This window comes from Rubricoccus marinus (genome assembly GCF_002257665.1).
GTDB classification, from domain to species: Bacteria; Bacteroidota; Rhodothermia; order Rhodothermales; family Rubricoccaceae; genus Rubricoccus; species Rubricoccus marinus.
This window is the reverse complement of the sequence record NZ_MQWB01000001.1, coordinates 1,489,870-1,512,843: the sequence shown is the minus strand read 5'-3', so window position 1 is coordinate 1,512,843 and position 22,974 is coordinate 1,489,870. Positions and strand designations below refer to the sequence as shown.

21 protein-coding genes and 1 tRNA gene are annotated in these 22,974 nt (G+C 68.3%); 13 read left to right on the top strand and 9 right to left on the bottom strand.

The features are described from left to right. Nucleotide 1: 1 nt before the first annotated feature. The 10 genes from trpD to BSZ36_RS06200 all read left to right on the top strand — a co-directional run bounded on the left by trpD (nucleotide 2) and on the right by BSZ36_RS06200 (nucleotide 8,670). Nucleotides 2-1,033, top strand: coding sequence for an anthranilate phosphoribosyltransferase (trpD, locus tag BSZ36_RS06245; RefSeq protein WP_094551205.1), 1,032 nt, complete (start codon nucleotides 2-4; stop codon nucleotides 1,031-1,033). After that, on the top strand, nucleotides 1,030-1,869 hold the full coding sequence (locus tag BSZ36_RS06240; RefSeq protein WP_094547062.1) for an indole-3-glycerol phosphate synthase TrpC: 840 nt from the start codon (nucleotides 1,030-1,032) through the stop codon (nucleotides 1,867-1,869). Before trpD ends, BSZ36_RS06240 begins: the two co-directional genes overlap by 4 nt. Next, on the top strand, nucleotides 1,869-2,540 hold the full coding sequence (locus BSZ36_RS06235) for a phosphoribosylanthranilate isomerase (protein WP_094547060.1): 672 nt from the start codon (nucleotides 1,869-1,871) through the stop codon (nucleotides 2,538-2,540). Before BSZ36_RS06240 ends, BSZ36_RS06235 begins: the two co-directional genes overlap by 1 nt. Nucleotides 2,541-2,639: 99 nt before the next feature. Further along, nucleotides 2,640-3,872 (top strand): tryptophan synthase subunit beta, encoded by a 1,233-nt coding sequence (trpB, locus tag BSZ36_RS06230; protein WP_094547058.1) that lies wholly within the window; start codon nucleotides 2,640-2,642, stop codon nucleotides 3,870-3,872. A gap of 95 nt (nucleotides 3,873-3,967) precedes the next feature. Continuing rightward, nucleotides 3,968-4,810: a tryptophan synthase subunit alpha gene (gene trpA, locus BSZ36_RS06225; RefSeq protein ID WP_094547056.1), complete on the top strand. Its 843-nt coding sequence runs from the start codon at nucleotides 3,968-3,970 to the stop codon at nucleotides 4,808-4,810. 20 nt (nucleotides 4,811-4,830) lie between these two features. Then, nucleotides 4,831-5,946, top strand: a complete 1,116-nt coding sequence (locus BSZ36_RS06220; RefSeq protein ID WP_094547054.1) for a DUF4837 family protein — start codon at nucleotides 4,831-4,833, stop codon at nucleotides 5,944-5,946. A 58-nt stretch (nucleotides 5,947-6,004) separates the two neighbouring features. After that, the gene (locus BSZ36_RS06215; protein WP_094547052.1) at nucleotides 6,005-6,325 is read left to right on the top strand and encodes an AtuA-related protein; all 321 of its coding nucleotides are present in this window, start codon (nucleotides 6,005-6,007) and stop codon (nucleotides 6,323-6,325) included. A 23-nt stretch (nucleotides 6,326-6,348) separates the two neighbouring features. Further along, nucleotides 6,349-6,645, top strand: coding sequence for a DUF4296 domain-containing protein (locus BSZ36_RS06210; RefSeq protein ID WP_218827585.1), 297 nt, complete (start codon nucleotides 6,349-6,351; stop codon nucleotides 6,643-6,645). Further along, complete coding sequence (locus BSZ36_RS06205) at nucleotides 6,642-7,154, top strand: asparaginase domain-containing protein (RefSeq protein WP_094547048.1); 513 nt, start codon at nucleotides 6,642-6,644, stop codon at nucleotides 7,152-7,154. The genes BSZ36_RS06210 and BSZ36_RS06205 overlap by 4 nt, the downstream gene beginning before the upstream one ends. 19 nt (nucleotides 7,155-7,173) lie before the next feature. Beyond that, complete coding sequence (locus BSZ36_RS06200) at nucleotides 7,174-8,670, top strand: choice-of-anchor B family protein (protein ID WP_094547046.1); 1,497 nt, start codon at nucleotides 7,174-7,176, stop codon at nucleotides 8,668-8,670. 21 nt (nucleotides 8,671-8,691) lie between these two features. On the opposite strand, the gene BSZ36_RS06195 is transcribed toward BSZ36_RS06200, so the two are convergent. Both BSZ36_RS06195 and glmM read right to left on the bottom strand, forming a co-directional pair. Then, nucleotides 8,692-9,135, bottom strand: a complete 444-nt coding sequence (locus BSZ36_RS06195) for a hypothetical protein (protein WP_094547044.1) — start codon at nucleotides 9,133-9,135, stop codon at nucleotides 8,692-8,694. Further along, nucleotides 9,132-10,502 carry a phosphoglucosamine mutase gene (gene glmM, locus BSZ36_RS06190; RefSeq protein ID WP_094547042.1) on the bottom strand — a complete coding sequence of 457 codons (1,371 nt, stop codon included), beginning with the start codon at nucleotides 10,500-10,502 and terminating at the stop codon, nucleotides 9,132-9,134. The genes BSZ36_RS06195 and glmM overlap by 4 nt, the downstream gene beginning before the upstream one ends. 281 nt (nucleotides 10,503-10,783) lie before the next feature. Here glmM and BSZ36_RS06185 point away from each other — a divergent pair, with 281 nt between their 5' ends. Beyond that, the gene (locus BSZ36_RS06185; protein ID WP_094547040.1) at nucleotides 10,784-11,539 is read left to right on the top strand and encodes a zinc ribbon domain-containing protein; all 756 of its coding nucleotides are present in this window, start codon (nucleotides 10,784-10,786) and stop codon (nucleotides 11,537-11,539) included. A gap of 89 nt (nucleotides 11,540-11,628) precedes the next feature. Here the strand turns inward: BSZ36_RS06185 and BSZ36_RS06180 are convergent, their stop codons facing one another. The 4 genes from BSZ36_RS06180 to BSZ36_RS06165 all read right to left on the bottom strand — a co-directional run bounded on the left by BSZ36_RS06180 (nucleotide 11,629) and on the right by BSZ36_RS06165 (nucleotide 15,245). After that, the gene (locus tag BSZ36_RS06180) at nucleotides 11,629-12,159 is read right to left on the bottom strand and encodes a hypothetical protein (protein ID WP_094547038.1); all 531 of its coding nucleotides are present in this window, start codon (nucleotides 12,157-12,159) and stop codon (nucleotides 11,629-11,631) included. 111 nt (nucleotides 12,160-12,270) lie between these two features. Further along, nucleotides 12,271-12,771 carry an HNH endonuclease gene (locus BSZ36_RS06175; protein WP_094551203.1) on the bottom strand — a complete coding sequence of 167 codons (501 nt, stop codon included), beginning with the start codon at nucleotides 12,769-12,771 and terminating at the stop codon, nucleotides 12,271-12,273. A 192-nt stretch (nucleotides 12,772-12,963) separates the two neighbouring features. Next, a complete protein-coding gene (locus BSZ36_RS06170; RefSeq protein WP_094547036.1) occupies nucleotides 12,964-13,440 on the bottom strand; it encodes a DUF2147 domain-containing protein in 477 nt (158 codons plus the stop codon). Nucleotides 13,441-13,652: 212 nt separating this feature from the next. After that, nucleotides 13,653-15,245, bottom strand: a complete 1,593-nt coding sequence (locus BSZ36_RS06165) for a YfcC family protein (protein WP_218827583.1) — start codon at nucleotides 15,243-15,245, stop codon at nucleotides 13,653-13,655. A gap of 64 nt (nucleotides 15,246-15,309) precedes the next feature. On the opposite strand from BSZ36_RS06165, the gene BSZ36_RS06160 reads away from it, so the two are divergent. Both BSZ36_RS06160 and lolB1 read left to right on the top strand, forming a co-directional pair. After that, the gene (locus tag BSZ36_RS06160; protein ID WP_179271055.1) at nucleotides 15,310-16,671 is read left to right on the top strand and encodes a tetratricopeptide repeat protein; all 1,362 of its coding nucleotides are present in this window, start codon (nucleotides 15,310-15,312) and stop codon (nucleotides 16,669-16,671) included. A 44-nt stretch (nucleotides 16,672-16,715) separates the two neighbouring features. Further along, complete coding sequence (lolB1, locus tag BSZ36_RS06155) at nucleotides 16,716-17,498, top strand: lipoprotein insertase outer membrane protein LolB1 (RefSeq protein ID WP_094547034.1); 783 nt, start codon at nucleotides 16,716-16,718, stop codon at nucleotides 17,496-17,498. A 74-nt stretch (nucleotides 17,499-17,572) separates the two neighbouring features. Here the strand turns inward: lolB1 and BSZ36_RS06150 are convergent. The 3 genes from BSZ36_RS06150 to alaS form a co-directional block, all read right to left on the bottom strand. Further along, nucleotides 17,573-17,659, bottom strand: a tRNA-Ser gene (locus BSZ36_RS06150). Nucleotides 17,660-17,812: 153 nt separating this feature from the next. After that, nucleotides 17,813-19,810: a T9SS type A sorting domain-containing protein gene (locus tag BSZ36_RS06145; protein WP_094547032.1), complete on the bottom strand. Its 1,998-nt coding sequence runs from the start codon at nucleotides 19,808-19,810 to the stop codon at nucleotides 17,813-17,815. 261 nt (nucleotides 19,811-20,071) lie between these two features. Next, nucleotides 20,072-22,969, bottom strand: coding sequence for an alanine--tRNA ligase (alaS, locus tag BSZ36_RS06140; RefSeq protein ID WP_094547030.1), 2,898 nt, complete (start codon nucleotides 22,967-22,969; stop codon nucleotides 20,072-20,074). Nucleotides 22,970-22,974 lie beyond the last annotated feature (5 nt).

Below are 22,974 nucleotides of genomic sequence, written 5' to 3'. Positions count from 1 at the left end.
CCTGAAACCAATCCTTCAGTCCATCGCCGAAGGCGAGACCCTCACCCAGCCGCAGGCCGAGAGCGCGATGCACCTCATGCTGCGCGGCGAGGCTTCTGAGGCCGAGATCGCCGGGCTGCTGATGGGCCTCCGCGCCAGAGGCGAGACGATCGACGAGCTCACCGGCTTCACCAAGGTGATGCGCGAGTTCGCCATCCCCGTCGACGCGGGCGACCTCAACCCCATCGACCTCTGTGGGACGGGCGGCGACCACAGCGGCTCGTTCAACATCTCGACCGCCGCGAGCTTCGTGGCCGCTGGCGCAGGCGTGCCCGTCGCCAAGCACGGCAACAAAGGCGTGTCGTCCTCCAGCGGCTCGGCCGACGTGCTGAGCGCGCTCGGCGTGCGCGCCGACCTCGACGCCTCTGGCGTGGAGCGGTGCCTGCACGAGACCGGCATCGCATTCCTGTTCGCGCCGCAGTTCCACCCCGCGCTCAAGCACGTGATGCCCGTCCGCCGCGCACTCGGCGTGCGTACGTTCTTCAACATCCTCGGGCCGCTGTGCAACCCGGCGGGCGTCAAGCGGCAGCTTATCGGCGCGTTCTCCGACGAGACCGCACGCATGATGGCCGAGATCCTGATGCGGCTGGGCAGCGAGCACGTCGTGGTGGTCTACGCCCACGATGGGCTGGACGAGCTTTCGACCACCTCTCCCACGACGGTTTACCAGACCGGCTCCGACGCGTTCGACGGTGGGCTCTTGGAGCAGACCGTCGTGCCGGAGAAGTTCGGCCTGGCGCGCGTCAGCGCCGCCGCGCTCCAGGGCGGCACGCCAGAGGAGAACGCCGAGATCGTGCGCTCCATCCTTGGGGGCGTTTCGGGGCCACAGGCCGATATCGTGCTGCTCAACGCCGCCTACGCGCTTCTGGCATCGGCCGAGTTCAAGGGGCTCGACAACGCGCTCGAAGCCGCCCGCGAGAGCATCGCCTCTGGCGCCGCGCTCGGCAAGCTGGACGCGCTCGTGGAGGCCACCGCAGACCTCGCGACGGCATGAGCAGCACCATCCTCGACACCCTCGTCGCCGCCGCACGGGCCTCCGCCTCCGAACGCGAGGTCCTGACGCCTCTGGCGGCACTCCAGCAGCGCAGCGCCTACCACGCGCCGACGCTCTCGCTCAAGCGCGCCCTCACGCGTCCCGACGGCCTCTCGTTTATCGCCGAGTGCAAGGGCGCGAGCCCGAGCGAGGGCGTGATCAAGCCCGAGTACAAGCCTGCCGAGCACGCCGCCGCCTACAAAGCCGCCGCCGCTGCCGCGATCTCGGTTCTGACCGAAAGCAGCCAGTTCGGCGGTTCGCTGGGGCACCTCGCCCAGGTCCGCGCCGCGGTCGACCTCCCGCTCTTGCGGAAGGACTTTATCGTGACGCCGTACCAGATCGCCGAGGCCCGCGCCTTCGGCGCCGATGCGGTCCTCCTCATCGCCGCCGCGCTCGACGCGCCGACGATGGCCGAACTCGTCGACCGCGCCCACGCGCTCGGGCTCAGCGTGCTCCTCGAAGTCCACAGCGAAGCCGAAGCCGAAATGGCACACAACGCCGTCGACCTCGCGACGCTCGACGCCGTCGGCGTCAACCACCGCGACCTGACCGACTTCTCCATCGACCTCGGCCTGAGCGAGCGGCTGATGCCGCAACTCCCCAAGGGTCCCGCAAAGGTGGCCGAGAGCGGGATCGCTGGGGGCGACGACGCCGCGCGCGTCCACGCCGCTGGCGCCGACGCCGTGCTTGTCGGCACGTCGCTCATGCGCGAGCAGGACCCCGGTCGCGCGCTCGCTCGTCTCCGCCGGGAGACCGCCATCGCCATCGCCGCCCGCACCGCTTCAATCCCTGCTTGATGCTGCCCATCGACCCCAAAGACGACCGCGTCCGCGTCAAGATCTGCGGCATCACGCGGCTCGAAGACGCCCGCTTCTGCGCCGCCAATGGCGCGGACTACCTCGGCTTTATCCAGCTCCCGGACAGCCCGCGCTACATCGACCCTCGCAACGCGAAGGAGATCATGGAGTGGGCCGTCGGACCCGAGCCCGTCGGCGTGTTCGTCAACCGCGAGGCGCAGGACGTGATCGACACGTGCGAAGCGGGCGGGTTCACCCACGCCCAGATGCACGGCCACGAGACGCCAGAGGCCTGCGCGGCCGTCCGTGAGGCGGGCCTCCGCGTCGTGAAGACCGTGCAGGTCGTGAGCGACGCCGCCGCCGAGCAGATCCTCGCCATCGCAGAGCCGTACCGCGAGGCCGCCGACTTCATCCTTCTCGACACGCACCACACCAGCCTGTGGGGCGGGACCGGCGAGAGCTTCAACTGGCGCCTCGCGCGCCAGGTCGCCCGCGAGTTCCCGCTCTTTCTCGCCGGCGGCATCAACGACACGAACGTCGCCGAGGCCATCGACACGATGCGGCCCTACGCCGTCGACCTCGCGTCGAGCGTCGAGGAGTCGCCCGGCGTCAAGGACTTCGACAAGATGGCCGCCTTCTTCGACGCCTTCCACGCTGCCTCTGGCGCCTAGCGGCGAGGTACTGGGTACGAGGTACCGGGTACTCGCCACGCCTCCCTTTATCTGGCCTCTGGCGCATCGCGCGCCCCACACGGTTCAGACTTCCCACCGATGACTACCACGCTTCCACGTACCCCGCACCCGGTACCCGGTACCCAACTCCCGGACGCCAGAGGCCGCTTCGGCGACTTCGGCGGCGCCTTCGTGCCCGAGATCCTCCACCCTGTCCTGATGGAGGTCAAGGAGGCGTGGCAGTCCATCCAGGGCGACAAGGCCTTCTGGACCGAGCACCGCCGCCTCTTGCGCGACTACGTCGGCCGCCCGACGCCGCTGACCCGCGCCGACCGGCTCGCCGAGCGCATCGGCGCCAGAGGCCCGATCTACCTCAAGCGCGAGGACCTCTGCCACACCGGCGCGCACAAGATCAACAACGCGATCGGGCAGGTGCAGCTCGCGATGCGGATGGGCAAGAAGCGGATCATCGCCGAGACCGGCGCGGGCCAGCACGGCGTCGCGACCGCGACCGCGTGCGCGCTCTTCGGCGTCGAGTGCGTGGTGTACATGGGCGAGGAGGACATCCACCGCCAGAACCTCAACGTGCAGCGCATGAAGCTGCTCGGCGCCGAGGTGCGCAGCGCGATGTCGGGCAGCCGCACGCTCAAGGACGCGACCAATGAGGCCTTCCGCGACTGGGTGAGCAACCCGCACGACACGCACTACATCATCGGCAGCGTCGTCGGGCCGCACCCGTACCCGGCGCTCGTGCGCGACTTCCACCGCATCATCGGCGAGGAGACGCGTGCGCAGTTGCTCGAAACCGAAGGCCGCGAGACGCCCGACGTGATCGTCGCCTGCGTCGGCGGCGGCAGCAACGCCATCGGCATCTGGGCGCCGTTCGTGGACGACAACGACGTCATTCTCGTCGGCGCCGAAGCCGCTGGCGAAGGCCTCGGCCCCGGCCAGAAGCACGCTGCGACGCTCAGCCGCGGCTCCCTCGCCGTTTTCCACGGCTCGCGCTCCTACCTCCTCCAGGACAGCGACGGGCAGGTGCAAGAAGCGCACTCCATCTCCGCCGGTCTGGACTACCCGGGCGTCGGACCCGAGCACGCCTACCACAAGAGCACCGGCCGGATCGACTACCGCCCCGTGACCGACGCCGAGGCCATGACCGCGCTCCAACTCCTCAGCGAGACCGAAGGCATCATCCCCGCGCTGGAAACGGCCCACGCCGTCGCGCTCCTCACGCCTCTGGCGCAGGAGTACCCGGATGCGGTCGTGGTCCTCAACTGCTCCGGCCGCGGCGACAAGGACATGGAGACCATCACCGCGCGCCTCGGCGGCTGACGCTAGAGGCCTCTGGCGCCGAGAGGTACGGGGTACGGGGTACCGGGTACGTCTCCACCTTCTACGTACCCCGCACCGCGTACCCAGCAAACGCTTTGAACCGCCTCCGCTCCACCCTCGACGCCCTCCGCGACCGCGGCGAGACCGCCCTCGGTCTCTTCCTCACCGCCGGCACGCCCACGCCAGAGGCCACGCTCGACATTTTGCTCGCCGCAGCCGAAGGCACCGAGGCCTCTGGCGGCGCCGACTTTATCGAGCTCGGCATGCCGTTCTCGGACCCCGTCGCCGAAGGCCTGCCCATCCAGCAGGCGAGCGAGCGGGCCCTCGCGGCAGGCATGACGATGGACGGCGTGTTCGATATCGCCAGAGGCCTCCGGCAACAATCCGACGTGCCTCTGGCGCTGATGGGCTATGCCAACCCCGTCCTCCGCTACGGCGTGAGCGACTTTTGCGCCGCAGCGAAGTCTGCGGGGGTAGACGGCCTCATCCTCCCCGACCTCCCGCCAGAGGAATCGGACGAACTCGACGAGGCCGCCGCCCACCACGACCTCACGACCGTCTACCTCGTCGCCCCCAACACCGCGCCCGACCGCGTCGCACTCGTCACTGAGCGCGCGACGGGCTTCGTCTACGCCGTCTCGCAGGCCGGGCTCACGGGCGCCGAGCTCGCCGACGCCGAGATCACGGCCGCCTACCTCGCCCGTACGCGCGAGGCCATCCACGCCAGAGGCCTTCCCATGTGCGTCGGCTTCGGCATCCGCACCGCCGATGACGCCGCGCGGCTCGGAAAAGAGGCCGACGGCGTTATCGTCGGCAGCGCGCTCATCCGCCTCGCCGACCGCCTCTGGCGCGAGGAGATGTCGCCAGAGGCTCGGCTGGCTGAAATACGCGACTGGGCCACTACGTTGAAAAACGGCGCCACCCGCCACGACGCCTGACCGAAGGCTCCACCCGACCCATGATCCGACTCCGCCTCGCCGTTTTCGCCCTTCTCGCCTCTGGCGCCGCGCTGCTCGGCTGCGAGCGCTCGCTCGTCGGGCTCCAGCCCGCCGTCGGCGCGATCCCCGAGATCCTGGTCGTGACCGACTCCGCGACGTGGGCCGGGACCGTGGGCGACGCCGTGCGCCAGGAGCTCGCTAAGCCCATCATGACGTTGCCCAACCAGCAGGGCGCGTTCAAGCTGCGGTATCAGCCTCTGGCGAGCCAGTTCCTGTCGCAAATCCGCGAGACGCGCAACGTCATCTTTGTGGCACCCATCGGCGTGGAGACGCCCATCGGTGAGTACATCCGGGCGCGAATCCCCGAAGGTCAGCAGGGCGCGATCGAGTCCGGCAACTCCGTCGCCGTCACCATCCGCGAAAACCTGTGGGCCGCGGGCCAGATCGCCGTGACGGCCACGGCCGCGAACGACTCGCTCCTCGCGAGCGCCATCATTGAGCGCGGCGACTCCCTCCGCGCAGCCTTCGACCGCAACGTGCTCGCCACGACCACGCGCGAGATGTTCGACGCCGGGCGTCAGAACGAGATCGAGACCGAGCTCCTGGCCTCGCGCGGCTGGACCGTGGCGATGCAGCACGACTACGTGCAGATCCAGGACTCCACTCTGACCGTCGCAGGCCGGACGGGGGACTTTATCCGATTCCGCCGGGTGATCCCGGATTCCTGGCGTGACTTCTTCGTCTTCACCCAGGACGGCGTGAGCGAGCTCCCCTCCGATGACGAGATGGACCGCCTGACCGACGGCTTGCTGGAGGTCTTCGCCAGAGGCGAGGAAGACGACAGCTACGTGCAGCAGGACTTCCGGCGCCCGATGGTGCGCGAGACGCTGCCTCTGGCGGGCCGAGAAGCGCGCGAGACGCGTGGCCTCTGGTTCATGGTGGAAGACCTCATGGGTGGCGCGTTTATCCGCTACGCGTTCGTGGACCCGGAGACCGACCGGCTCTACCTCTACTACGGGATGACGTTCGCGCCCAGCCGCACGCTGGACAAGCGTGAGTTCCTCCGCCAGATGGAGGCCATCGCGACGACGTTTCGCACAACCCAGGACGAGGCCCGCGCCGAAGCGGAGGCGTAGCCTCTGGCGCCAGAGGCCCGCGGCGCCCGTAGCTTCCAGCACACCTCTCCCAACGCACGTGCCCAAGCTCCTCGATCTCTGTTACGGCCGCAGCGGCGACAAAGGCGACGCCGTCAACGTCGGCCTCATTGCCCGCGACCCCGCCCACTACGAGTTCCTGCGCGAGCAGGTCACGCCTGAGCGCGTCAAGGCGCACTTCGGCCCCCGCGTGGACGGCGAGGTCGAGCGCTTCGAGTTGCCCAACCTCTCGGCGCTGAACTTCATGCTCCACGGCGCCCTCGGCGGCGGCGGCACGGTCTCGCTCAAGCTCGACGCGCAGGGCAAGACCTACGCTGCCCATCTCCTTCGCATGGAGGTCGACGCGCCAGAGGCCGCGTGAAAACGCCTCTGGCGCTTTCCACCATGCTCTTGCTCGCCGCCTGCGGCGAGTCGCCAGAGGCCTCTGGCGAGGAGGGCGCGGTCCCGACAGACACCACGTTGGCCATTATCCTCGCGGACCTGCACCTTGCAGACGCCCGCGCGGAGACCACCGGCGAGCCGCTGGACAGCCTCCGTGCTCTCGCGTTCGCACATCACGGCACGGATTCAGTCGCCGTCGAGAGGCGACTGCGCGAGCACAGCGAGCAGCCGGAGGACGTCTCCGCTCTTTTCGGCGCCGTGCAGGACATCCTGAGGCGACCCACCACGCAGACCCCATGATTCAGGTTTTCACCACGGGCGGCACCATCGACAAGGTGTATTTCGACGCGCAGAGCGAGTTCGAGATCGGCGATCCGCTCGTCGCCGAGATCCTCCGCACCGCCGGCGTCAAGTTCCCGCTAGAGGTCGAGACGCTGCTCCGCAAAGACAGCCTGGAGATCACCGACGAGGACCGCGAGGTCATCGCGACCGCCATCGCGGAGACGCCTGCCGAGCGCGTGCTGATCACCCACGGCACGGATACGATGGCGAAAACGGCGCAGGTCGTCTCGGCTCGCCTCGGTTCCGCCTCCACCAAGACCGTCGTGTTCGTCGGGTCGCTGACGCCGGCCCGCTTCCGCGAGTCAGACGCCGAGTTCAACGTCGGCTTCGCGTGGGCGGCCGTCCAGACCCTCCGGCCCGGCGTGTACGTGGCCATGAACGGCCAGGTCTTCGACGCGCTCTCCGTCCGGAAGAACCGCGCTCAGAACCGCTTCGAGGACGCCCGCACATCCGAGGCTGCCGCGTAGCACCACCCAACGACTCCCCATGCGCTTCCTGTCCCTCACGGCCCTCGCGCTTGTCGCGGCCGCATCCGCGTCCGCGCAGACCCCATGCACGAACGGGAGCGCCGATGGCTACCCCTGCTCTCGTGTCGGTCTGTACGCGCACCTGCCTCTGGCGACGTTCGCGACCTCTGGCTCCCCCGCCCCGTCGGAGGGCAACGACATCTGGGGATGGACGGACCCGGAGACCGACCGCGAGTACGCGCTTGTAGGCCTCCGCAACGGGACGGCCTTTGTGGACGTGACCACGCCAGAGGCCCCCGTCTTCCTGGGCAAGCTCCCGACCGCGACGAACCCCTCGACGTGGCGCGACATCAAGACCTACGGGACGTTCGCCTTCGTGGTGAGTGAGGCCGGCGGCCACGGCATGCAGGTCTTCGATCTCACGCGGCTGCGCAACGTTACCAACCCGCCCCAGACCTTCGCGGCGGATGCGCGCTACACCGGCTTCGGAAGCGCGCACAACATCGTCATCGACGACGTCAGCGGCTTCGCCTACGGCGTGGGCGTGAGCGCGTCCACCTGCGGGGGCCAGGGCCTCCACATGGTCGACATCCGCCAGCCTCTGGCGCCGACGTACGCCGGTTGCTTCGACGAGGACGGCTATACCCACGACGCGCAGTGCGTGGTGTACAACGGCCCCGATACCGACCACACGGGAAAGCAGATCTGTGTGGCGAGCAACGAGGACACCGTGACCATCGTGGACGTGACGGACAAGTCAAGCCCGGTCCAGATCTCGCGCGGCTTCTATCCCAACCCGGGGTACACGCACCAGGGGTGGTTCACCGAGGATCAGCGCTACTTCATCGTGGACGATGAGTTGGACTCGTCGGCGAACGGAACACGGACCATCGTGATGGATCTGAGCGACCTGGACAGCCCGCAGTACGCCTTTGCCACGATCGCGGACATCCCCGTGCGCGACCACAACCTGTACGTGCGGGGATCCCACGCCTTCCTGAGCAACTACGAGGGCGGCACGCGCATCTACGACCTCGCGCGCATCGGCGACGATGAGATGACCGAGGTCGGCTTTTTCGACACCTACCCGCAGGGCAACGGTGGGAGCTTTAACGGGCAGTGGAGCAACTACCCGTATTTCTCCAGCGGGGTTTTGATCGCGAACGACGGCAACAACGGACTGTTTGTGCTCTCACCCGATCCCGCCTTCGTGGCCTCTGGCGTCGAGCCCCCCATCGAGGTCGGCCCCGAAGGCTACGCGCTGTCCGATGGGAAGCCGAACCCCTCCCAGGGCCGCGTCTCGTTCGATCTCGCCGTGGACGCACGCCAGCAGGTCAGCGTCGACGCGTACGACCTCTCGGGCCGTCTCGTCGCGCACGTCTTTAGTGGCGCGGTCGGCGCCGACTACACCGAATCGTTCGTCCTAGACGGGCGCTCGCTCCCGGCCGGGGCGTACGTGGTCCGAGTGACGGGCGAGACGTTTACCGCGTCTCGCCAGGCCGTCCTGGTCCGCTAGGGCCGCCTCTGGCGCCAGAGGCTAGCCGAGCAGCGCCGCCACCAACGGTACCGTGACGGCAGCGAGGCCGCGGACGGTCGCGGAGAACAGCGCGAGGCGGCGGAGGCGAGCCCCGATGGCTTCTGGCGCGTCGGGCCGGTCCGGCGCGGCTTCTTCGGCGGCGGCCTCAATGGCGACCGAGTTGCGCGCGCTGCGGAGGGTCCGCGCGATGCCGAAGCCCAACCCGACGGCCGAGGCGGCCACGAGCGTCGGCGTATCCGGCGCCGGCGTCAGGATGGCCAGCCCTACGCCCAGCGCGGCCGTTCCAAAGCCGACAAAGCACTCGACGGCCGCGATCACGAGCGTCCGGGCGACCGGAGGCGCGTCTCCTGCATACGCGAAGCGCAGGCCCTCCCACCCCGCCGCCGGCGCGGCGAACGCGCCAGAGGCGTAGCAGACGAGGGCCGCAAAGATGGTCCCGATCACGCCTCGACGAGCTCGCGCTTGAACCGCTCCGCCAGGGCATCCGCGCCAGCGGCGGTCTCGGCCTCGGCGTAGACCCGGACGATGGGCTCGGTGTTGGACGTACGGACATGGACCCACCCTTCGGGCAAGTCCACCTTCACGCCGTCTACGGTCGACACGCGGGCCTCTGGCGCCGCCTCGTAGGACTCGGCAAGCGAGGCGAGAAGCGTTTTCGCGTCCAGCCCCGCCAGAGGCAGCTTGTGCTTGGCGATGTGGTAGGCGGGGTAGCCCGCGCGGATCTCGCTCAGCGCTTTGCCGCTCTCCGCGAGGTACTGCAGCGTCAGCGCAACGCCCACAAGCGCGTCGCGGCCGTAGTGGAGTTTGGGGAGGATGACGCCGCCGGCGCCCTCGCCGCCCACGATGGCGCCCACGCGGCGCATCTCCTGCACCACGTTAATCTCACCAACGGCGGCGCGGTGGGACTCTTGGCCGTGCTTTGCCGCGATGTCGTCCATCGCGCGGCTGGAGGAGAGGTTCGTGACAATGGGACCGGGCGTGTGGCCCAGCACGAAGTCTGCGGCCACGACCTGCGTAAGCTCCTCGCCGAAAAACGCTCCGCCATCCTCCACAAACGCCAGCCGGTCGGCGTCGGGGTCCACGACCACGCCGAGGTCGGCGCCAGAGGCCTTGACGCGCTCCATGATGCCGGTCACGTTGTGCGGCAGCGGCTCCGGGTTGTGCGCGAACTGCCCGTTGACCTCGCCGTTGAGCACCTCGATGTCGCTCACGCCGAGCTCGCGTAGCAGCGCCGGGATGGCGAACGCGCCGACCGAATTGATGCCGTCCACGACCACGCGGAAGCCTCTGGCGCGGATCGCCTCGGGGTCGATCAGGTTCAGCGCGAGGATCTTCTCGATGTGGTACGGCAGGAGGTCGTCCTGCACGTACGAGCCTACCTCTTTGTGCCCGACGGCATACGCTGCGGGCTCTTGCTCGGCCATCTTCAGCACCTCGCCGCCCTCTTCCGGCGTGAGGAACGCACTGGACGGGCCAAGCAGCTTGAGCGCGTTCCACTCCGCCGGGTTGTGGCTCGCGGACAGGATGATGGCGCCAGAGGCCTCGTGCTTCAGCACGCCCATCGCGACGCTGGGCGTCGTGGCGAGCCCGCCGTCGACGACGTCGCAACCGGACGCTTGGAGCGTGGCCGTGACGATGCGAGCGCACACCTCGCCCGTGTCGCGGCCGTCGCGCCCGACGACCACGGTCGGCCGGTCCTCGGTCTGGCGGAGCCAGCCGGCGAAGGCAGCGGTGTAGCGGACGAGGACGGCGGCATCGAGGCCGTCGCCGACGACGCCGCGGATTCCGGAGACGGAGGCGATGAGTGGCATGAGAGAGGGATCAGAGATGGAAGCCAGAAGATGGCGCACGTCCCCAGCACTCGCACGAAGCGACCGGGGATTCCGCCAGAGGCTCTCCGGAGAGATCAGGCAAGCCTCTGGCGGTGCGCGAGGGTGCTTACTTCGAAGCACGTACGGGGCGTGGCCGGCCTCTGGCGGGACAGGTCAGGCCACCTACCTCCCCACATCCTCGCGAATTCTGGCTCTCTGCAAAACCCGCGGTCGCCTCCGGCGGTAGTCTCTCCACTTCCTCCTCGCGACACGACCCCCAGATGGCGACCGACACGACCACCTCCATCGAAGACCAGCTCCGCGCGCTTGTCCGCCTCCAGGCCATCGACAGCCGCATCGACCAGCTCGACAAGCTCCGCGGCGACCTCCCCGACGAGATCCGCGACCTCGAAGACGAGAAGGCCGGGCTCGAAACCCGCCTTTCCCAGATCGGCTCCGAGAAGAAGGAGGGCGAGGTCCAGCGCAAAAAGCTCAAGCTCGACATCGCCGAGAGTGAGGGCCTGATCCGTAAGTACGAAGAGCAGCAGCTCCAGGTCCGCAACAACCGCGAGTACGACGCGCTCACCAAGGAGATCGAGGCGCACCGCCAGCGGATCCAGAACGCCCACGACGAGATCGAGTCCCTGGAAGGACGCGACGTCGACAACGAGGACGTCGTGTCCTCGTCCGACGAGCGCCTGAAGGAGCTGGAGGCGATGCTGGCCGAGAAGAACGAGGAGCTCTCGCACGTCGAGAAGGACACCGCGAAAGAGCAGAAGGCCTTCGAGAAGGCCCGCGCCAAGGCGGCCGAGGACATCGACGAGCGCTACTTCAAGGCGTACGAACGTCTCCGCGGCCGCATGCGCGACGGACGCGCCGTGGTCCCGATCGAGCGCGGCGCCGCCGCCGGCTTTCTCGTGCCCCCGCAGCGCCAGGTGGAGATCCGCCAGCGTGACCGCATCATGGTCTCCGAGCACGACGGCCGCATCGTCGTCGACCCCGACCTCTACCGCGAGGTCCAGGAGTCGATCGAGTAAGCACTCTGGCGTCTACGCCCTCCGCCCCGCTTTCGATCTGGAAGCGGGGCTTTTTTTGCCGTCGCGAGACGGCACCCCCTCGCCGGTCGCTACGCCTCTGGCGCCAGAGGCGGGACCATGTCGGCCTCCGTTACCTCACGGTTGGCGGGGTCGCCTTCGCGGGCCAGGAACCGGTTCCATCCGCCCACGAGCCAGGCGAGGCAGATGGCGCCGAAGGCCGACATCGCGGCAAACGAGAACGTCATGACCCACTGCACGCGGGAAAAGGCGTCGAGGATAATCTGATCGCTTCCGGCCTGTACCCGGATGGGAAGCGCGAGCGTGGAGTCGGACTCGAAGTCCCCCTGGATCTCTTTCATGAACGCCAGCGGCAGTTCGATGTAGCGCTCCACCGGGGCAGCGGTCTCTGGCGGCGTGTAGCGGAGCTTGACCATGCCGTGGGTGATCTCGCTACGTTCGCGGACCTCCACGTCGAGAACCTCGGCCACGACGCGTTCCCCGTACTCCGCCGTCTCGCGCTGCTCGAACCCGCTGACGGTCAGCAGGATGGCGATAGCGACCAACAAAAGCGGGAGCAGCCACAGCAAACGGGCCACGATGGGGTTCGAGAGGAAGTTCATCCGAAGGGGGGAGTGACTCCCAGACGTACGCGCACAACGCTCCGTGGTCCCTCGAAGACGCCGCCAAGCCTCTGGCGCCAGAGGCTTTGGCTCCGCGCGGGCAGCCGCACTTTAGGCGGCGAACAGGTACGGTTTCCACGTCTCCTCCAGCGTACCGACCAGGTCGCGCATGTACATCACATGGCTGGGCCGAAACGGCTTCCGCGCCAGAGGCATCCGCGCCTCGTCGGGCGTCTTGTTCCCCTTCCGGTTGTTGCACGGCGTGCACGCCGCGACGAGGTTGTCCCAAGCGTCGCGCCCACCGCGGCTGCGGGGGATCACGTGGTCGAGCGTGAGCTTGTCCATGCTCCCGCAGTACTGGCACGTGTGATCGTCTCGGCGGAGGACGTTCCGGCGGGTGAGCAACACACGGCGGTACGGCACGCGGATATAGCGCTTGAGCCGCACAACTGTGGGCCACGGGTGCTGCACGCGGGCGGAGCGGATAAATCGGTCGGCGCGGTCGGCGACGAGTTCAGCTTTTTGCAGGAACACGAGCACCATCGCGCGCTCCACGCTGCAAACGGACATCGCCTGGTAGTCCGCGTTCAGGACGAGGACGTGTCCTCCCAGGCCGCTCATAGCCCCCTGCCCCACGGCGCGAGTTCGGACTCTTTCATGCGTGTGAAGGATGTGTAGAGCCGAGTATAACGAGGACGCCCCCCGACCGTCAGGTCAGAGGGCGTCACCCTTTCGAGTTCTGTTCCAGATGGCGAGCAGATCAGAGCCGCCAGAGGCTCGTTCGAGCCACGCCTCTGGCGGGGGTTAGCGAACCCGCTCCCAGTACTGCGTCTTGCCGATCACGCGGCCGAGGATCTTGTAGCCGCCCGTGAGACGGAGGCGACCGTCGGACTGCACCTGCATCCAGCCGCTGTAGTTTTTGCCCTCGTCGGGCTTGAAGGCGGAGCCGCCGGTGTACTTCCCATCGCCATCCGGGTCCGAAAAGCCAGACAGGATGACGAGATCGCGCAGGTTGGAGCCCTTCAGCTGGCGGCCACGCATGGCGGCCACGGGACCGTCGTTGGGGTAGCGGTCCACGCAGTTGCCACACGTGCGGCCCTCCGGCAGGAGGCGGATGATGCGGCCGGTCAGCACGCCGCGAGATTCGGAGATCTCGACGATGGACTTGGCGTTGCCGTCCTCGAAGGTGCGCCACTGCCCGACGGGTGACTGGGCGAAGGCGGGGAGCGCGAGCGCGAGCAGCGCGGCGACGCCGACAAAGCGGGAGATGCGGAGAGTCATAATGGTGGGATGGGTCTCAAGGGGAGGAAGGCGCAAACTAGTAGGCGCCTTCGCAGTCACCAAACGATTGCAAGTCCCGTTCCGTGCCCGAGGCCTAAGCCGTATCCGCTGACATCGCCTGGAAAACCGCTACCAGCGCGCTCTCGCGCCCTACCCTCCCGGCTGTGGCCTCTGGCGCCAGAGGCCCGCGTCCACCGGGTTAGACGGCGCCGTCATGCATAGCCGACGGCGGACGCGATGGCGAGCGCAATGAGACCGAGCGTAAACAGGACCACCTGGAGCGGGAGGATCCACCGCGCCCACGTCTGCCACGGGATCCGCGCGAGGGAGAGCACGCCCATAAGGACGGCGCTCGTCGGCACGATCATGTTGGTAAAGCCGTCGCCCATCTGGAACGCGAGCACGGCTGTTTGGCGGCTCACGCCGACCAGGTCCGCCAGAGGTGCCATGAGCGGCATCGTGAGCGCGGCCTGCCCGCTTCCGCTCGGCACGAAAAAGTTGATGGCCGTCTGCGCACCGAACATCGCCATCGCGCTCAGTGCGGACCCCGTGCCCTCCAACCCGCTCGCGAGCGCGTTCAGGATCGGGTCGATCGTCTGACCGTCTTCCAGCACGACGAGGATGCCTCTGGCGATGCCGATGATCACGGCGGTCGGTGCGAGGTCCTTGACGCCTTCCATGAACGCGCCAGCGGCCCGGTTGGGCGAGAGCCCGCCGAGCATCGCCAGGATCACGCCGAGGCCGAGGAAGAAGGCCGCAATCTCGATGATGTACCACCCCTCGCCGCCCACGAAGTAGCTCAGGCCGCGGACCGTGCCGATGCCTTCGATCACGCGCTCACGCGGGAATACGCCCCACACGAGCACGAGCAGGGACAGCGCGAACGTCCACAGCACGGCGCGGTGACGGCCCGTAAAGCGGGCGTCGCCAGAGGTCAACGGCGTCGCATCGGCGCGCTTGGTGAGGTCGAGACGGTGGACGGGACTCTTTGGTGGGTCACGTTTGACGCGCGCGGCGTGCCACATCACAAAGGCCGTCGCGATGCCCGTCGTGAACACCCAGAGCACCAGGCGGAAGCCGGCGCCGCTGAACAGCGAGACGCCCGCGATCCCCTGCGCCACGCCGACCGTGAACGGGTTGAAAAACGCAGCCGCGAACCCCGCGGCCGAGCCCACAAACGGGATGGCGGCCCCCGTCAGGCTGTCGTAGCCCAGCGCCAGCGCCAGAGGCACAAAGATGAGTACAAACGGGATGGTCTCCTCGGCCATGCCGAACACGGCGCCGCCGAGCGAAAACAGCACCATGAACAGCGGGATCAGCGCGCGCTCCAGGCGCGGGGATCGCTCCGCCGCGAGCACGGTTCGCCTCAGCCCCGCATCGATAGCGCCCGTGGCGGCGAGAATCGAAAACATGCCGCCGATAAACAGCACGAACGCGATGATGTCCGCCACCTGCGGGTCCGCGAACCCGCGGATCGGCGCCTGAAACACGATCGCGACCGTGTGAATCAGCCTCTGGCGTACACCGACAACCTCGCGCTCGACCGGCGCGAACGTGCCCGGCACGACGACCTCGCGCGTCCCCACGCCCTCCACTTGCAGCTCGGTCCGCTCGAACGCACCCGGCGGGATGATCCACGTCAGGACCGCTGCGAGCAGGATGATGCTGAAGATGATCAGCGTTGTGTCCGGCGCTCGGAAGCGCGGCCCGCTGGAAACCGGCGCCTCTGGCGCCAGAGGCGGGACCGGCGCGACGGCGTGCGGCTCGGGCGAATCGGGGCGGGGATCGGCGGGGACGTCGGGCACTGCGCGGGGGTGGCACGTTTGGCGCGAAGGTAGCGTTAGAGGGGGATCCCCCCGATCTTCCGCCGTGCTCCGCCTCTCCCTCCTGGCCCTCGTCCTTGTCGCCGCGCCTCTGGCGCAGGCCCAAAACGGGCGCGACGCGCACCGCGAGTTCGTCGCCGCGCTGGCGCTTCAGTGGGAGGATGACCACCAGGGCGCGATCGGGGTGCTGGATGCCCTTTTGGAGCTCAAGCCAGAGAGCGGCGCCGTCCACGACGCGCTGGCCGAGAGCTACATCGCGCTAGGGCGGCCGGAAGAAGCCTTTCTCTCCGCCGAGGCCGCCACGCGGTTCGCGCCAGAGGAGCCCGCTGTCTGGACCCGGCTGGGCGAACTGCTCCGCGAGTCCGACCCGGAGGCCGCGGCGGAGCACTTCGAAACGGCGCTTCGCCTCCGCCCGGACGACCCGGCCCTGCTCGCGACTCTCGCGGACCTCTACGCCTCGCTTGGCCGCACGACGGACGCCGTCCGCGCGCTATCGGCCCTCGTGCGTGTGGGCGAGACGCCCGCCGTCCACATCCGCCTAGCCGTGCTCGCGAACGCCTCTGGCGACAGCGAGGCCGAGCTGCGGCACCTCCGCCGCGCGTCCGTTCTCGCTCCGGACGAGGGCGCCATCGCGATGCTGCTCGCGACCGCGCTGCGCGACGCGAATCAAGCGCCAGAAGCCCTCGCGACGCTGGACCGCTACCTCTCGCGCCATCCGTCCGACGCCGCCGCCCGCGCACTCCGCGCGGAGTTGAGCGGAGAAACGCCAGGGGCCGCTGCGGACGCCCGCTCCCCCGCCGACCGCTTGCAGCGCGCCCGCGATCTCTACGAGGCCTCTGCCGAAGACGAGAGCACGCTGGAAGAAGCCGAGACGCTCGTCGCGTCGGTTCTTGCGCAAGAGGCCACGCCGGAGGCGCTGGGACTAGGCGGCCGCATCGCGTACGCGCAGAGGCGGTACGCCCTCGCCGCCGATCGGCTCGTGCGGGCGCTGGACACCAACCCGCGTGATGCTGGCGCGTGGCCTCTGGCGGTCCGCGCCCTCGTCCGTAGCGGCGACGATCGGGCCGCACGCGTGACCGATGACGCGCTGCTCTTTCTAGGCTCGGACCCAGACGTGGCCGAGGCCGCCGCTGAGGCCGCACTCGCCAGAGGCGATGCAGAGGCCGCGCTAGGCCTCTCCCCCCCGACACCCAACGGCCACGCCCTCCGCGCGATGGCGCTCGCTGCCCTAGACCGCGTTGCCGAAGCCGCCGATGCGCTCGCCAGCGCATCGGGCGCCGATCCTGTCCTCACGGACGCAGCCTCTGGCGACCTCGCCGCCGCCAGAGGCGAGTCCGCTGCCGCTCGCGCGGCGTGGGACCGCGCCCTGGTGCTCGACCCCGACAACGGGTGGCTTCGCGCCCGCTGATCTCCCCTCTCCCCTGGCGCGTCTGCGCCGCCGCTCGTCTCTGCATGCGTTTCGCCCTTCTCCTCCTCACGGCCCTCTCTCTTGCCGCCTGTAGCTCCGGCCCCCTCGTCGATGACGCGCCCGAGGGCCAGCTTCCAGATGCGTACCCGTATCAAACGGCCGCTCAGATCCGTGACGCCATCCAGCGCTCGACGCAGCCCGTCGCGTTTTACGCGGCCGACGGCCGCATCGAGATCACGACGCGCACGCTGGATCAGAAGGCGACCTACTCGATCCGCGCCCGACTCGCGGATTCCACAACGGTAACCGTTCGCGGCCCCCTAGGCATTGAGGGCGGGCGCGGGCTGATCACGCCGCAGTCGTTCGTCGCCTACGACAAGATCAACGGCAAGCTGTTCGTGGGCGACATCGAGGTGGCGGACCGGTACGTGCCGGGCGCGGGCTCCTCCGAGGTCCTCGCGCAGTCGCTCGCCGGGCTTCTGGCGCCAGAGGCCGGCATGGACTGGACCGTGACGCCGGACTCCGGTCGCTACATCCTGGTACATCGCCGTCCTGACCGCACGCGCCGCGTTCTCGTCGTAGACCCCAGCCTCTGGCGCGTCGTGCAGGCCCAAGAGCTCGACGCCAGCAACACCGTCGTCGCGGACCAGCGCTTTTCGGCGTTCGACACCGTGGACGGCGTGGTGATGCCGCGACGTGTGGTGCTCACGGCGCCGGGCGAAGGCGTGCGCATCCAGTTGGAGCACAACCGGCTGCTCGTCAACCCCTCGGACTTCCGCCTGCGCTTCGCGCGCCCGACAGGCGTCGAGGTCATTGAGATCGACTGAGCCGAAGCCTCAGGTCCTCTGGCGCCAGAGGCCTTCTACACAAAACGCCCGCCCCCAGAAGGGGCGGGCGCGAGCGGAGAGAGAGGGATTCGAACCCTCGGTACCCATACAGGCACTCTAGTTTTCGAGACTAGCCCGTTCGACCACTCCGGCATCTCTCCGCGGCCAAGATACGGACGGCCTCTGGCGCGTTACCCTTTAGGCCCCGGTGAAGATGTGCGGTCTGGCGCGAGGCGGGCTAGCCGCCAGAGGCCTACACAAACGGGCCGGAAGCGTGTGCTCCCGGCCCGTCGAATTCTCCCATGGCAGGCGTTTTACCGCGTCAGCGTCACGCGCTGCGAGCGCTGGAACGTCTCGCCTCTGGCGACGAGGACGTAGACGCCGGCGTCGAGCCCGCGGCCATCGAGCGTGATCGGGTAGCGGCGGCCCGCGACGAGCACTTCGTCCAAGAGCGTCGTGACCTGCCGGCCGAGCGTGTCGTAGACCTTGACCGTGACGCTCTGCGCGTCGTCCACGCGAAGCTCGACCTGGGTCGTGCCCATGAACGGGTTCGGGGCGGGCGCGGTGAACTCGGCGCCAGAGGCGAGATCGGGGCCCTCCTCGCCTGCGGTCGCTGCCGGACGCGTGAGGCCGTTGTAGCCCTGGGCGACGAAGCTGTCGTAGAAGACGCCGATCTCGTCATGGCTGTAGCCGAGGTTGGCAGCGGCCTGCATGATGGCCTGCGCCGCCTGCGGGTGAGTTGTAGACCCGGTGGTCATGGTCATGCCCTCAAAAACGGCCTTGTCGGTCCGCTCCCGCCCCAGCACGTCCCAAACGCGCATCAGAGACGTGGAGAAGTGCTGCCCCTGCGCGTGGATGCCGTTTCCGGCCGGGAACGTGGAGGTGATTGCCGTTGAGCGTCCATTCCAGCATTCGTTATGACCGTCCCACTTGAACACCCAGTTGTAGGGAGGGCTCGCAGGATCGATGAGTCCGAGGCCGCGGCTGTAGCTCACCGCGACGTAATCGCCAAAGCCCTCGCTGAGGCCGTTCTGCTGCGAGATGCTCGCGAGCCAGTCGTGGAGTCCGTGCCCGAGCTCGTGCAGGATCACGTCCGCGTCCTCGGAGTCGTCCACGCAGCCGTGGCCAAAGGTGAGGCGGTCAGAGCCAGACGAGAAAGAGGAGTTATCGGCGCCGTTCCACCCCTTGGAGTCGAACTGCACACCGGACGAGTACGCCTGTGGCACCGCGGGGACGCCTAGCGTCTCGTTGATGTACCGCATGTAGTTGTCGATGTGCCAGTAGACCGTGGCGGCCTCGAAGGCGTCGTTGTCACGCGTGAAGTTCCACTCTGGAGTGGACTGACCGTAGGTCCCCTCGCGAGGGGAATCCCAGTCCACGCTTTCTGCCCAGGGCCCCTTCAATTCGTACCGCGAGCCCACCTGCGTGATATCGCGGAGCGTGACGGCCGAGCGGGCGGCTTCCAGCTGTGGCGTGTTGGCGTCACCGCCGTCCACGTAGCCGCCACCGTATGAGGCCTTTGCGCGCGTGAGCGGGTTGGGATCGAAGATGAAGCCCGTCGCGTCGAGCCGCTTGTAGAGCGGGTGCGTTTCCACCGTCGGCATCGCCAGAGGTGTGGTCGGGTCGTCCTCGCCGCGGTGCGTGAGGAGGCGGTCCGCCACGCGGAGCAGTTCACCCGTTTGGGCATCCACGATGGCTTCCCAGTCGCCACGTGGGGCCTCGGCCTCCACGCGGACCTGCCACGCGAGGCGTGCGCCGCTGGCGCCGGGCCAGATGACGAGGTTCGTCTCGTCGTAGTGGAGCGTGCCTGTAACGCCGAGGTGCGCGAACGCGGTGGCGCGCGCGGCGCCAGAGGCCAGCGTGGGATCGGTGGACACGCGGCCGATGTCACGAGCTCCGTTGAACACGGTCTGGACCCGGTTGGCCTTGTCGATGTTCACCATCGTCTCCGTGCCCCAGACAGGCACACCGCCCACAGTCTGGTGGAAGCGAACAACGGCGCCAACATCGCCTTCGCGAACGCGGGTCACCTCAAAGTCCGCCTCTTGCAGTCCCAACAAGCTCTCGTGGTTGGAGAGGAACTCGCGGGCCATGGCCTCTGGCGCCGCAGGGCGCACGACGGCGTTCTGCCGGTACAGCGCGACGGCCCGGCTGGAGGTCAGACTGGCCTGCCCCGTAGACGACGGGAACGGCTCCGCAAGTGTCGGGTCGGCGCCCAGTTCGAGAGCGCTGGCGTTGCGTGGCTTTTGCGCCCAGGCAGGAGCGGCCGCAATCAGCGCGGCGAGGAGAAAACAGGAGTGGCGAAAGGACACAGGAACAGGGGCGTAGTGACTGCTTGAAGATGCCACGAAGCTAGGGCAACCGCAATCCCCCGTGTGCAATTCGTGTGTGCCCCCAACGCAACGGTGGTCTGCGTTGGTATAGCCGCCTAAACCCGGTCGACACGAGGCCTCGGCCTCTGGCGCCACGCGTCGTCGCAGCGCCAGAGGCCGAGGTAATACAGCGCGATCCGCTTTCTAGCGGTCCGACACCCGCAGCACGACGAGATCGCGCAGACGCCCCTCGCGAAGAGCCTACCCCATCAGCTCGCGCACGGCCTCTGGCGCTGCGCTGAGCGCAACGGGCAGGTTCTCCGGCTGCTTGCCGCCCGCGGTCGCGAGGGTTGGGCGACCGCCGCCGCCGCCGCCGACGTGCTTTGCCAGCGCGCCGACCAGCTTCCCGGCCTGGACGCGCTTTGTGAGATCGTCCGTGACCGCAGCCACGAGCATGACCTTGCCGGCCTCCTCGTCGCGCGAGCCGAACACGGCGACGCCCGAGCCCATCCTCTGGCGGGCCTCCTCGCCCAACGTGCGGAGCGCGTCGGCGTCGGCGCCCGGGATCTCGGCGGCGACGACCGCGATGCCGTCCACGTCGGTCGCGTCGGCGATGTACTGGTCCAGGCCGCTGGCGGCGGCGGCTTGCTTGAGGCCGGCGACTTCCTTCTCCAACGCCTTCGCCTGCGCCTGAAGCGCGACGATCGCGGCGCCGATGCCCTCTGGCGTCTGGCCCAGCGCCTCTCGCGCGGTGTTCAGTTCGTCCAGATCCGCCGTGATGGAAGCGAGCGCGGCCTCGCCCGCGACGGCCTCGATGCGGCGCACGCCAGAGGCCACGCTCGTCTCGGTCGTGAGGCGGAAGGTGCCGACCTCGGCGGTGCTCTGGACGTGCGTGCCGCCACACAACTCGACGCTCACGAAGTCATCGTCGTTCGTGAACGAGATCACGCGGACGGCGTCGCCGTACTTCTCGCCGAAAAGTGCCATCGCGCCCCGCGCCTTGGCCTCCTCGATGGGCACGCCGCGCTCCTCCGCCAGAGGCAGGTTCATCAATACGGCCTCGTTGACGCGCCGCTCGATCTGTGCGATGGCCTCGGGCGAGACCTTCTCGTAGTGCGAGAAGTCGAACCGGAGCCGGTCGGGAGCCACAAGTGAGCCCTTCTGCTGGACGTGGTCGCCGAGTGCCTCGCGGAGGGCGCGGTGCAGCAAGTGCGTGGCCGTATGGTGCCGCATGATTCTCTGACGGCGCGCACTGTCGACGGTCGCGGTCACGGCGCCTCTAGCGTCGCCCGGCAGGCGGTCCACGACGTGCACGATGACGCCGTCGGCGCCTTTCTGCGTGTCGAGCACGCGGACGGTCTCGCCGGCGGTTTCGAGCGTGCCGGTGTCGCCGACCTGCCCGCCGCTCTCGGCGTAGAACGGGGTCTTGCTCAGCACGATCTCGTAGCGCGCGTCCTCGCCCTCGCCAGAGGCGCGGGTGCGGAGGATCTTGGCGTCCTCGACGCTCAGCTCGTCGTAGCCGACGAACTCGACGGCCTCTGGCGTGTCGTGAACGGCGTCCCACGTGTCGACCTGGGAGTTGTCTTGCTTGAAGGAGCCGGCGGCGCGCGCGCGGTCCTTCTGCTCCTGCATCAGTTCCTCGAAGCGGGCTTCGTCTACTTCCAGCCCGTGCTCGCGTGCCATGACAGCGGTGAGGTCGGAGGGGAAGCCGTATGTGTCGTGGAGAACAAACGTCACTTCGCCGGGAAAACGACTGACCTTGGCAGCTTCAAGGATTCCACTGACGTAGTCACCTTCGAAAGAATGCTCCAGCACTCGCAGACTTGAGCCCCAGTTCGTGAGAAGATTCTCAGTCACGTCTGGTATCGCCTCTTCGACGATAGCAGGATTTGATAGATCATAACCGGCAATGGTTTTGATATAGTCCGTGACGGCCTCAAACATGTCAATGCCAGTCCCGAGAGTTCTCAGGAATGATTCCTCTTCCGCCCGGATCACACGCGTCACAAAGTCGCGGGACTCCACGATGCTCGGAAACGCCTCGCCCATCGTGTCGATAACGGACTCGGCCAGCTTGAACAGGAACGGTTCGCGGATGCCGAGGCCCTGGTAGCCGTAGCGGACGGCACGGCGGAGGATGCGGCGGATGACGTAGCCGCGCCCGGTGTTGCCCGGCTGCGCGCCATCGGTGATCGCGAAGACGAGCGTGCGGACGTGATCGGCCACCACGCGGAGCGCGATGCGCTGACGCTCGACCTCCTCTGGCGTCCCGTCAATGTCGTTGTAGCCGCGAATCCCGGCCTCTGGCGAGAGGTCGGCGGCGGCCTGGAGGATGGGCGCGAAGATGTCCGTGTCGTAGGTAGACGACGAGCCCTGGAGCACGGCCGTCAGCCGCTCGAAGCCCATGCCCGTATCGACGTGCTTTGCCGCCAGAGGCGCGAGGGTGGTCACGGTCTCGCCAGAGGCCTCCTCCACCGACGCGTTGTACTGGATGAACACGAGGTTCCAGATCTCGATCACCCGCGGGTCGTCCTTGTTGACGAGGTCCTGCCCGGCCACGTGCGCGCGCTCCTCGTCGGGCCGCATGTCCACGTGAATCTCGGAGCACGGGCCGCAGGGGCCGGTGTCGCCCATCATCCAGAAGTTGTCCTTGCTGGGCGCGTAGAGGATGTGCGCGGCCGGGATGGTGGTCTCGGTCTCCCACAACTTGGCGGCCTCCTCGTCGGGCTCCAGACCCAACGCCTCGTCGCCCTCGTGGACGGTCGCGTAGAGGCGCGAGGGGTCCATGCCCCAGCGGTCCACCAGGAGCTCCCATGCCCACGAGATCGCCTCTTTCTTGAAGTAGTCCCCGAAGCTCCAGTTGCCGAGCATCTCGAAGAACGTGTGGTGGTACGTGTCCACGCCCACCTCGTCCAGGTCGTTGTGTTTGCCGCTCACGCGGAGGCACTTCTGCGTGTCCGCCGCGCGGCTGTACGGCCGCGTGCCCGTGCCCAGGAACACGTCCTTGAACGGGTTCATCCCGGCGTTGATGAACAGCAGCGTCGGGTCGTCTTGCGGGACGAGCGGGAAGCCGGTCGGGATGATCTCGTGGTCCTTCTCGCGGAAAAAGTCGAGAAAGGCCTGTCGGGTTTCGGCGGCGGTCTGGGGGCGCTGGGGCATGGGGT

Coding starts and splice junctions, on each gene's coding strand:
- BSZ36_RS06240 (WP_094547062.1), top strand. CDS start 1,030: ATGAGCAGCACCATCCTCGACACCCTCGTCGCCGCCGCACGGGCCTCC.
- BSZ36_RS06235 (WP_094547060.1), top strand. CDS start 1,869: ATGCTGCCCATCGACCCCAAAGACGACCGCGTCCGCGTCAAGATCTGC.
- trpB (WP_094547058.1), top strand. CDS start 2,640: ATGACTACCACGCTTCCACGTACCCCGCACCCGGTACCCGGTACCCAA.
- BSZ36_RS06220 (WP_094547054.1), top strand. CDS start 4,831: ATGATCCGACTCCGCCTCGCCGTTTTCGCCCTTCTCGCCTCTGGCGCC.
- BSZ36_RS06210 (WP_218827585.1), top strand. CDS start 6,349: ATGCTCTTGCTCGCCGCCTGCGGCGAGTCGCCAGAGGCCTCTGGCGAG.
- BSZ36_RS06205 (WP_094547048.1), top strand. CDS start 6,642: ATGATTCAGGTTTTCACCACGGGCGGCACCATCGACAAGGTGTATTTC.
- BSZ36_RS06200 (WP_094547046.1), top strand. CDS start 7,174: ATGCGCTTCCTGTCCCTCACGGCCCTCGCGCTTGTCGCGGCCGCATCC.
- glmM (WP_094547042.1), bottom strand. CDS start 10,502: ATGCCACTCATCGCCTCCGTCTCCGGAATCCGCGGCGTCGTCGGCGAC.
- BSZ36_RS06185 (WP_094547040.1), top strand. CDS start 10,784: ATGGCGACCGACACGACCACCTCCATCGAAGACCAGCTCCGCGCGCTT.
- BSZ36_RS06180 (WP_094547038.1), bottom strand. CDS start 12,159: ATGAACTTCCTCTCGAACCCCATCGTGGCCCGTTTGCTGTGGCTGCTC.
- BSZ36_RS06170 (WP_094547036.1), bottom strand. CDS start 13,440: ATGACTCTCCGCATCTCCCGCTTTGTCGGCGTCGCCGCGCTGCTCGCG.
- lolB1 (WP_094547034.1), top strand. CDS start 16,716: ATGCGTTTCGCCCTTCTCCTCCTCACGGCCCTCTCTCTTGCCGCCTGT.
- alaS (WP_094547030.1), bottom strand. CDS start 22,969: ATGCCCCAGCGCCCCCAGACCGCCGCCGAAACCCGACAGGCCTTTCTC.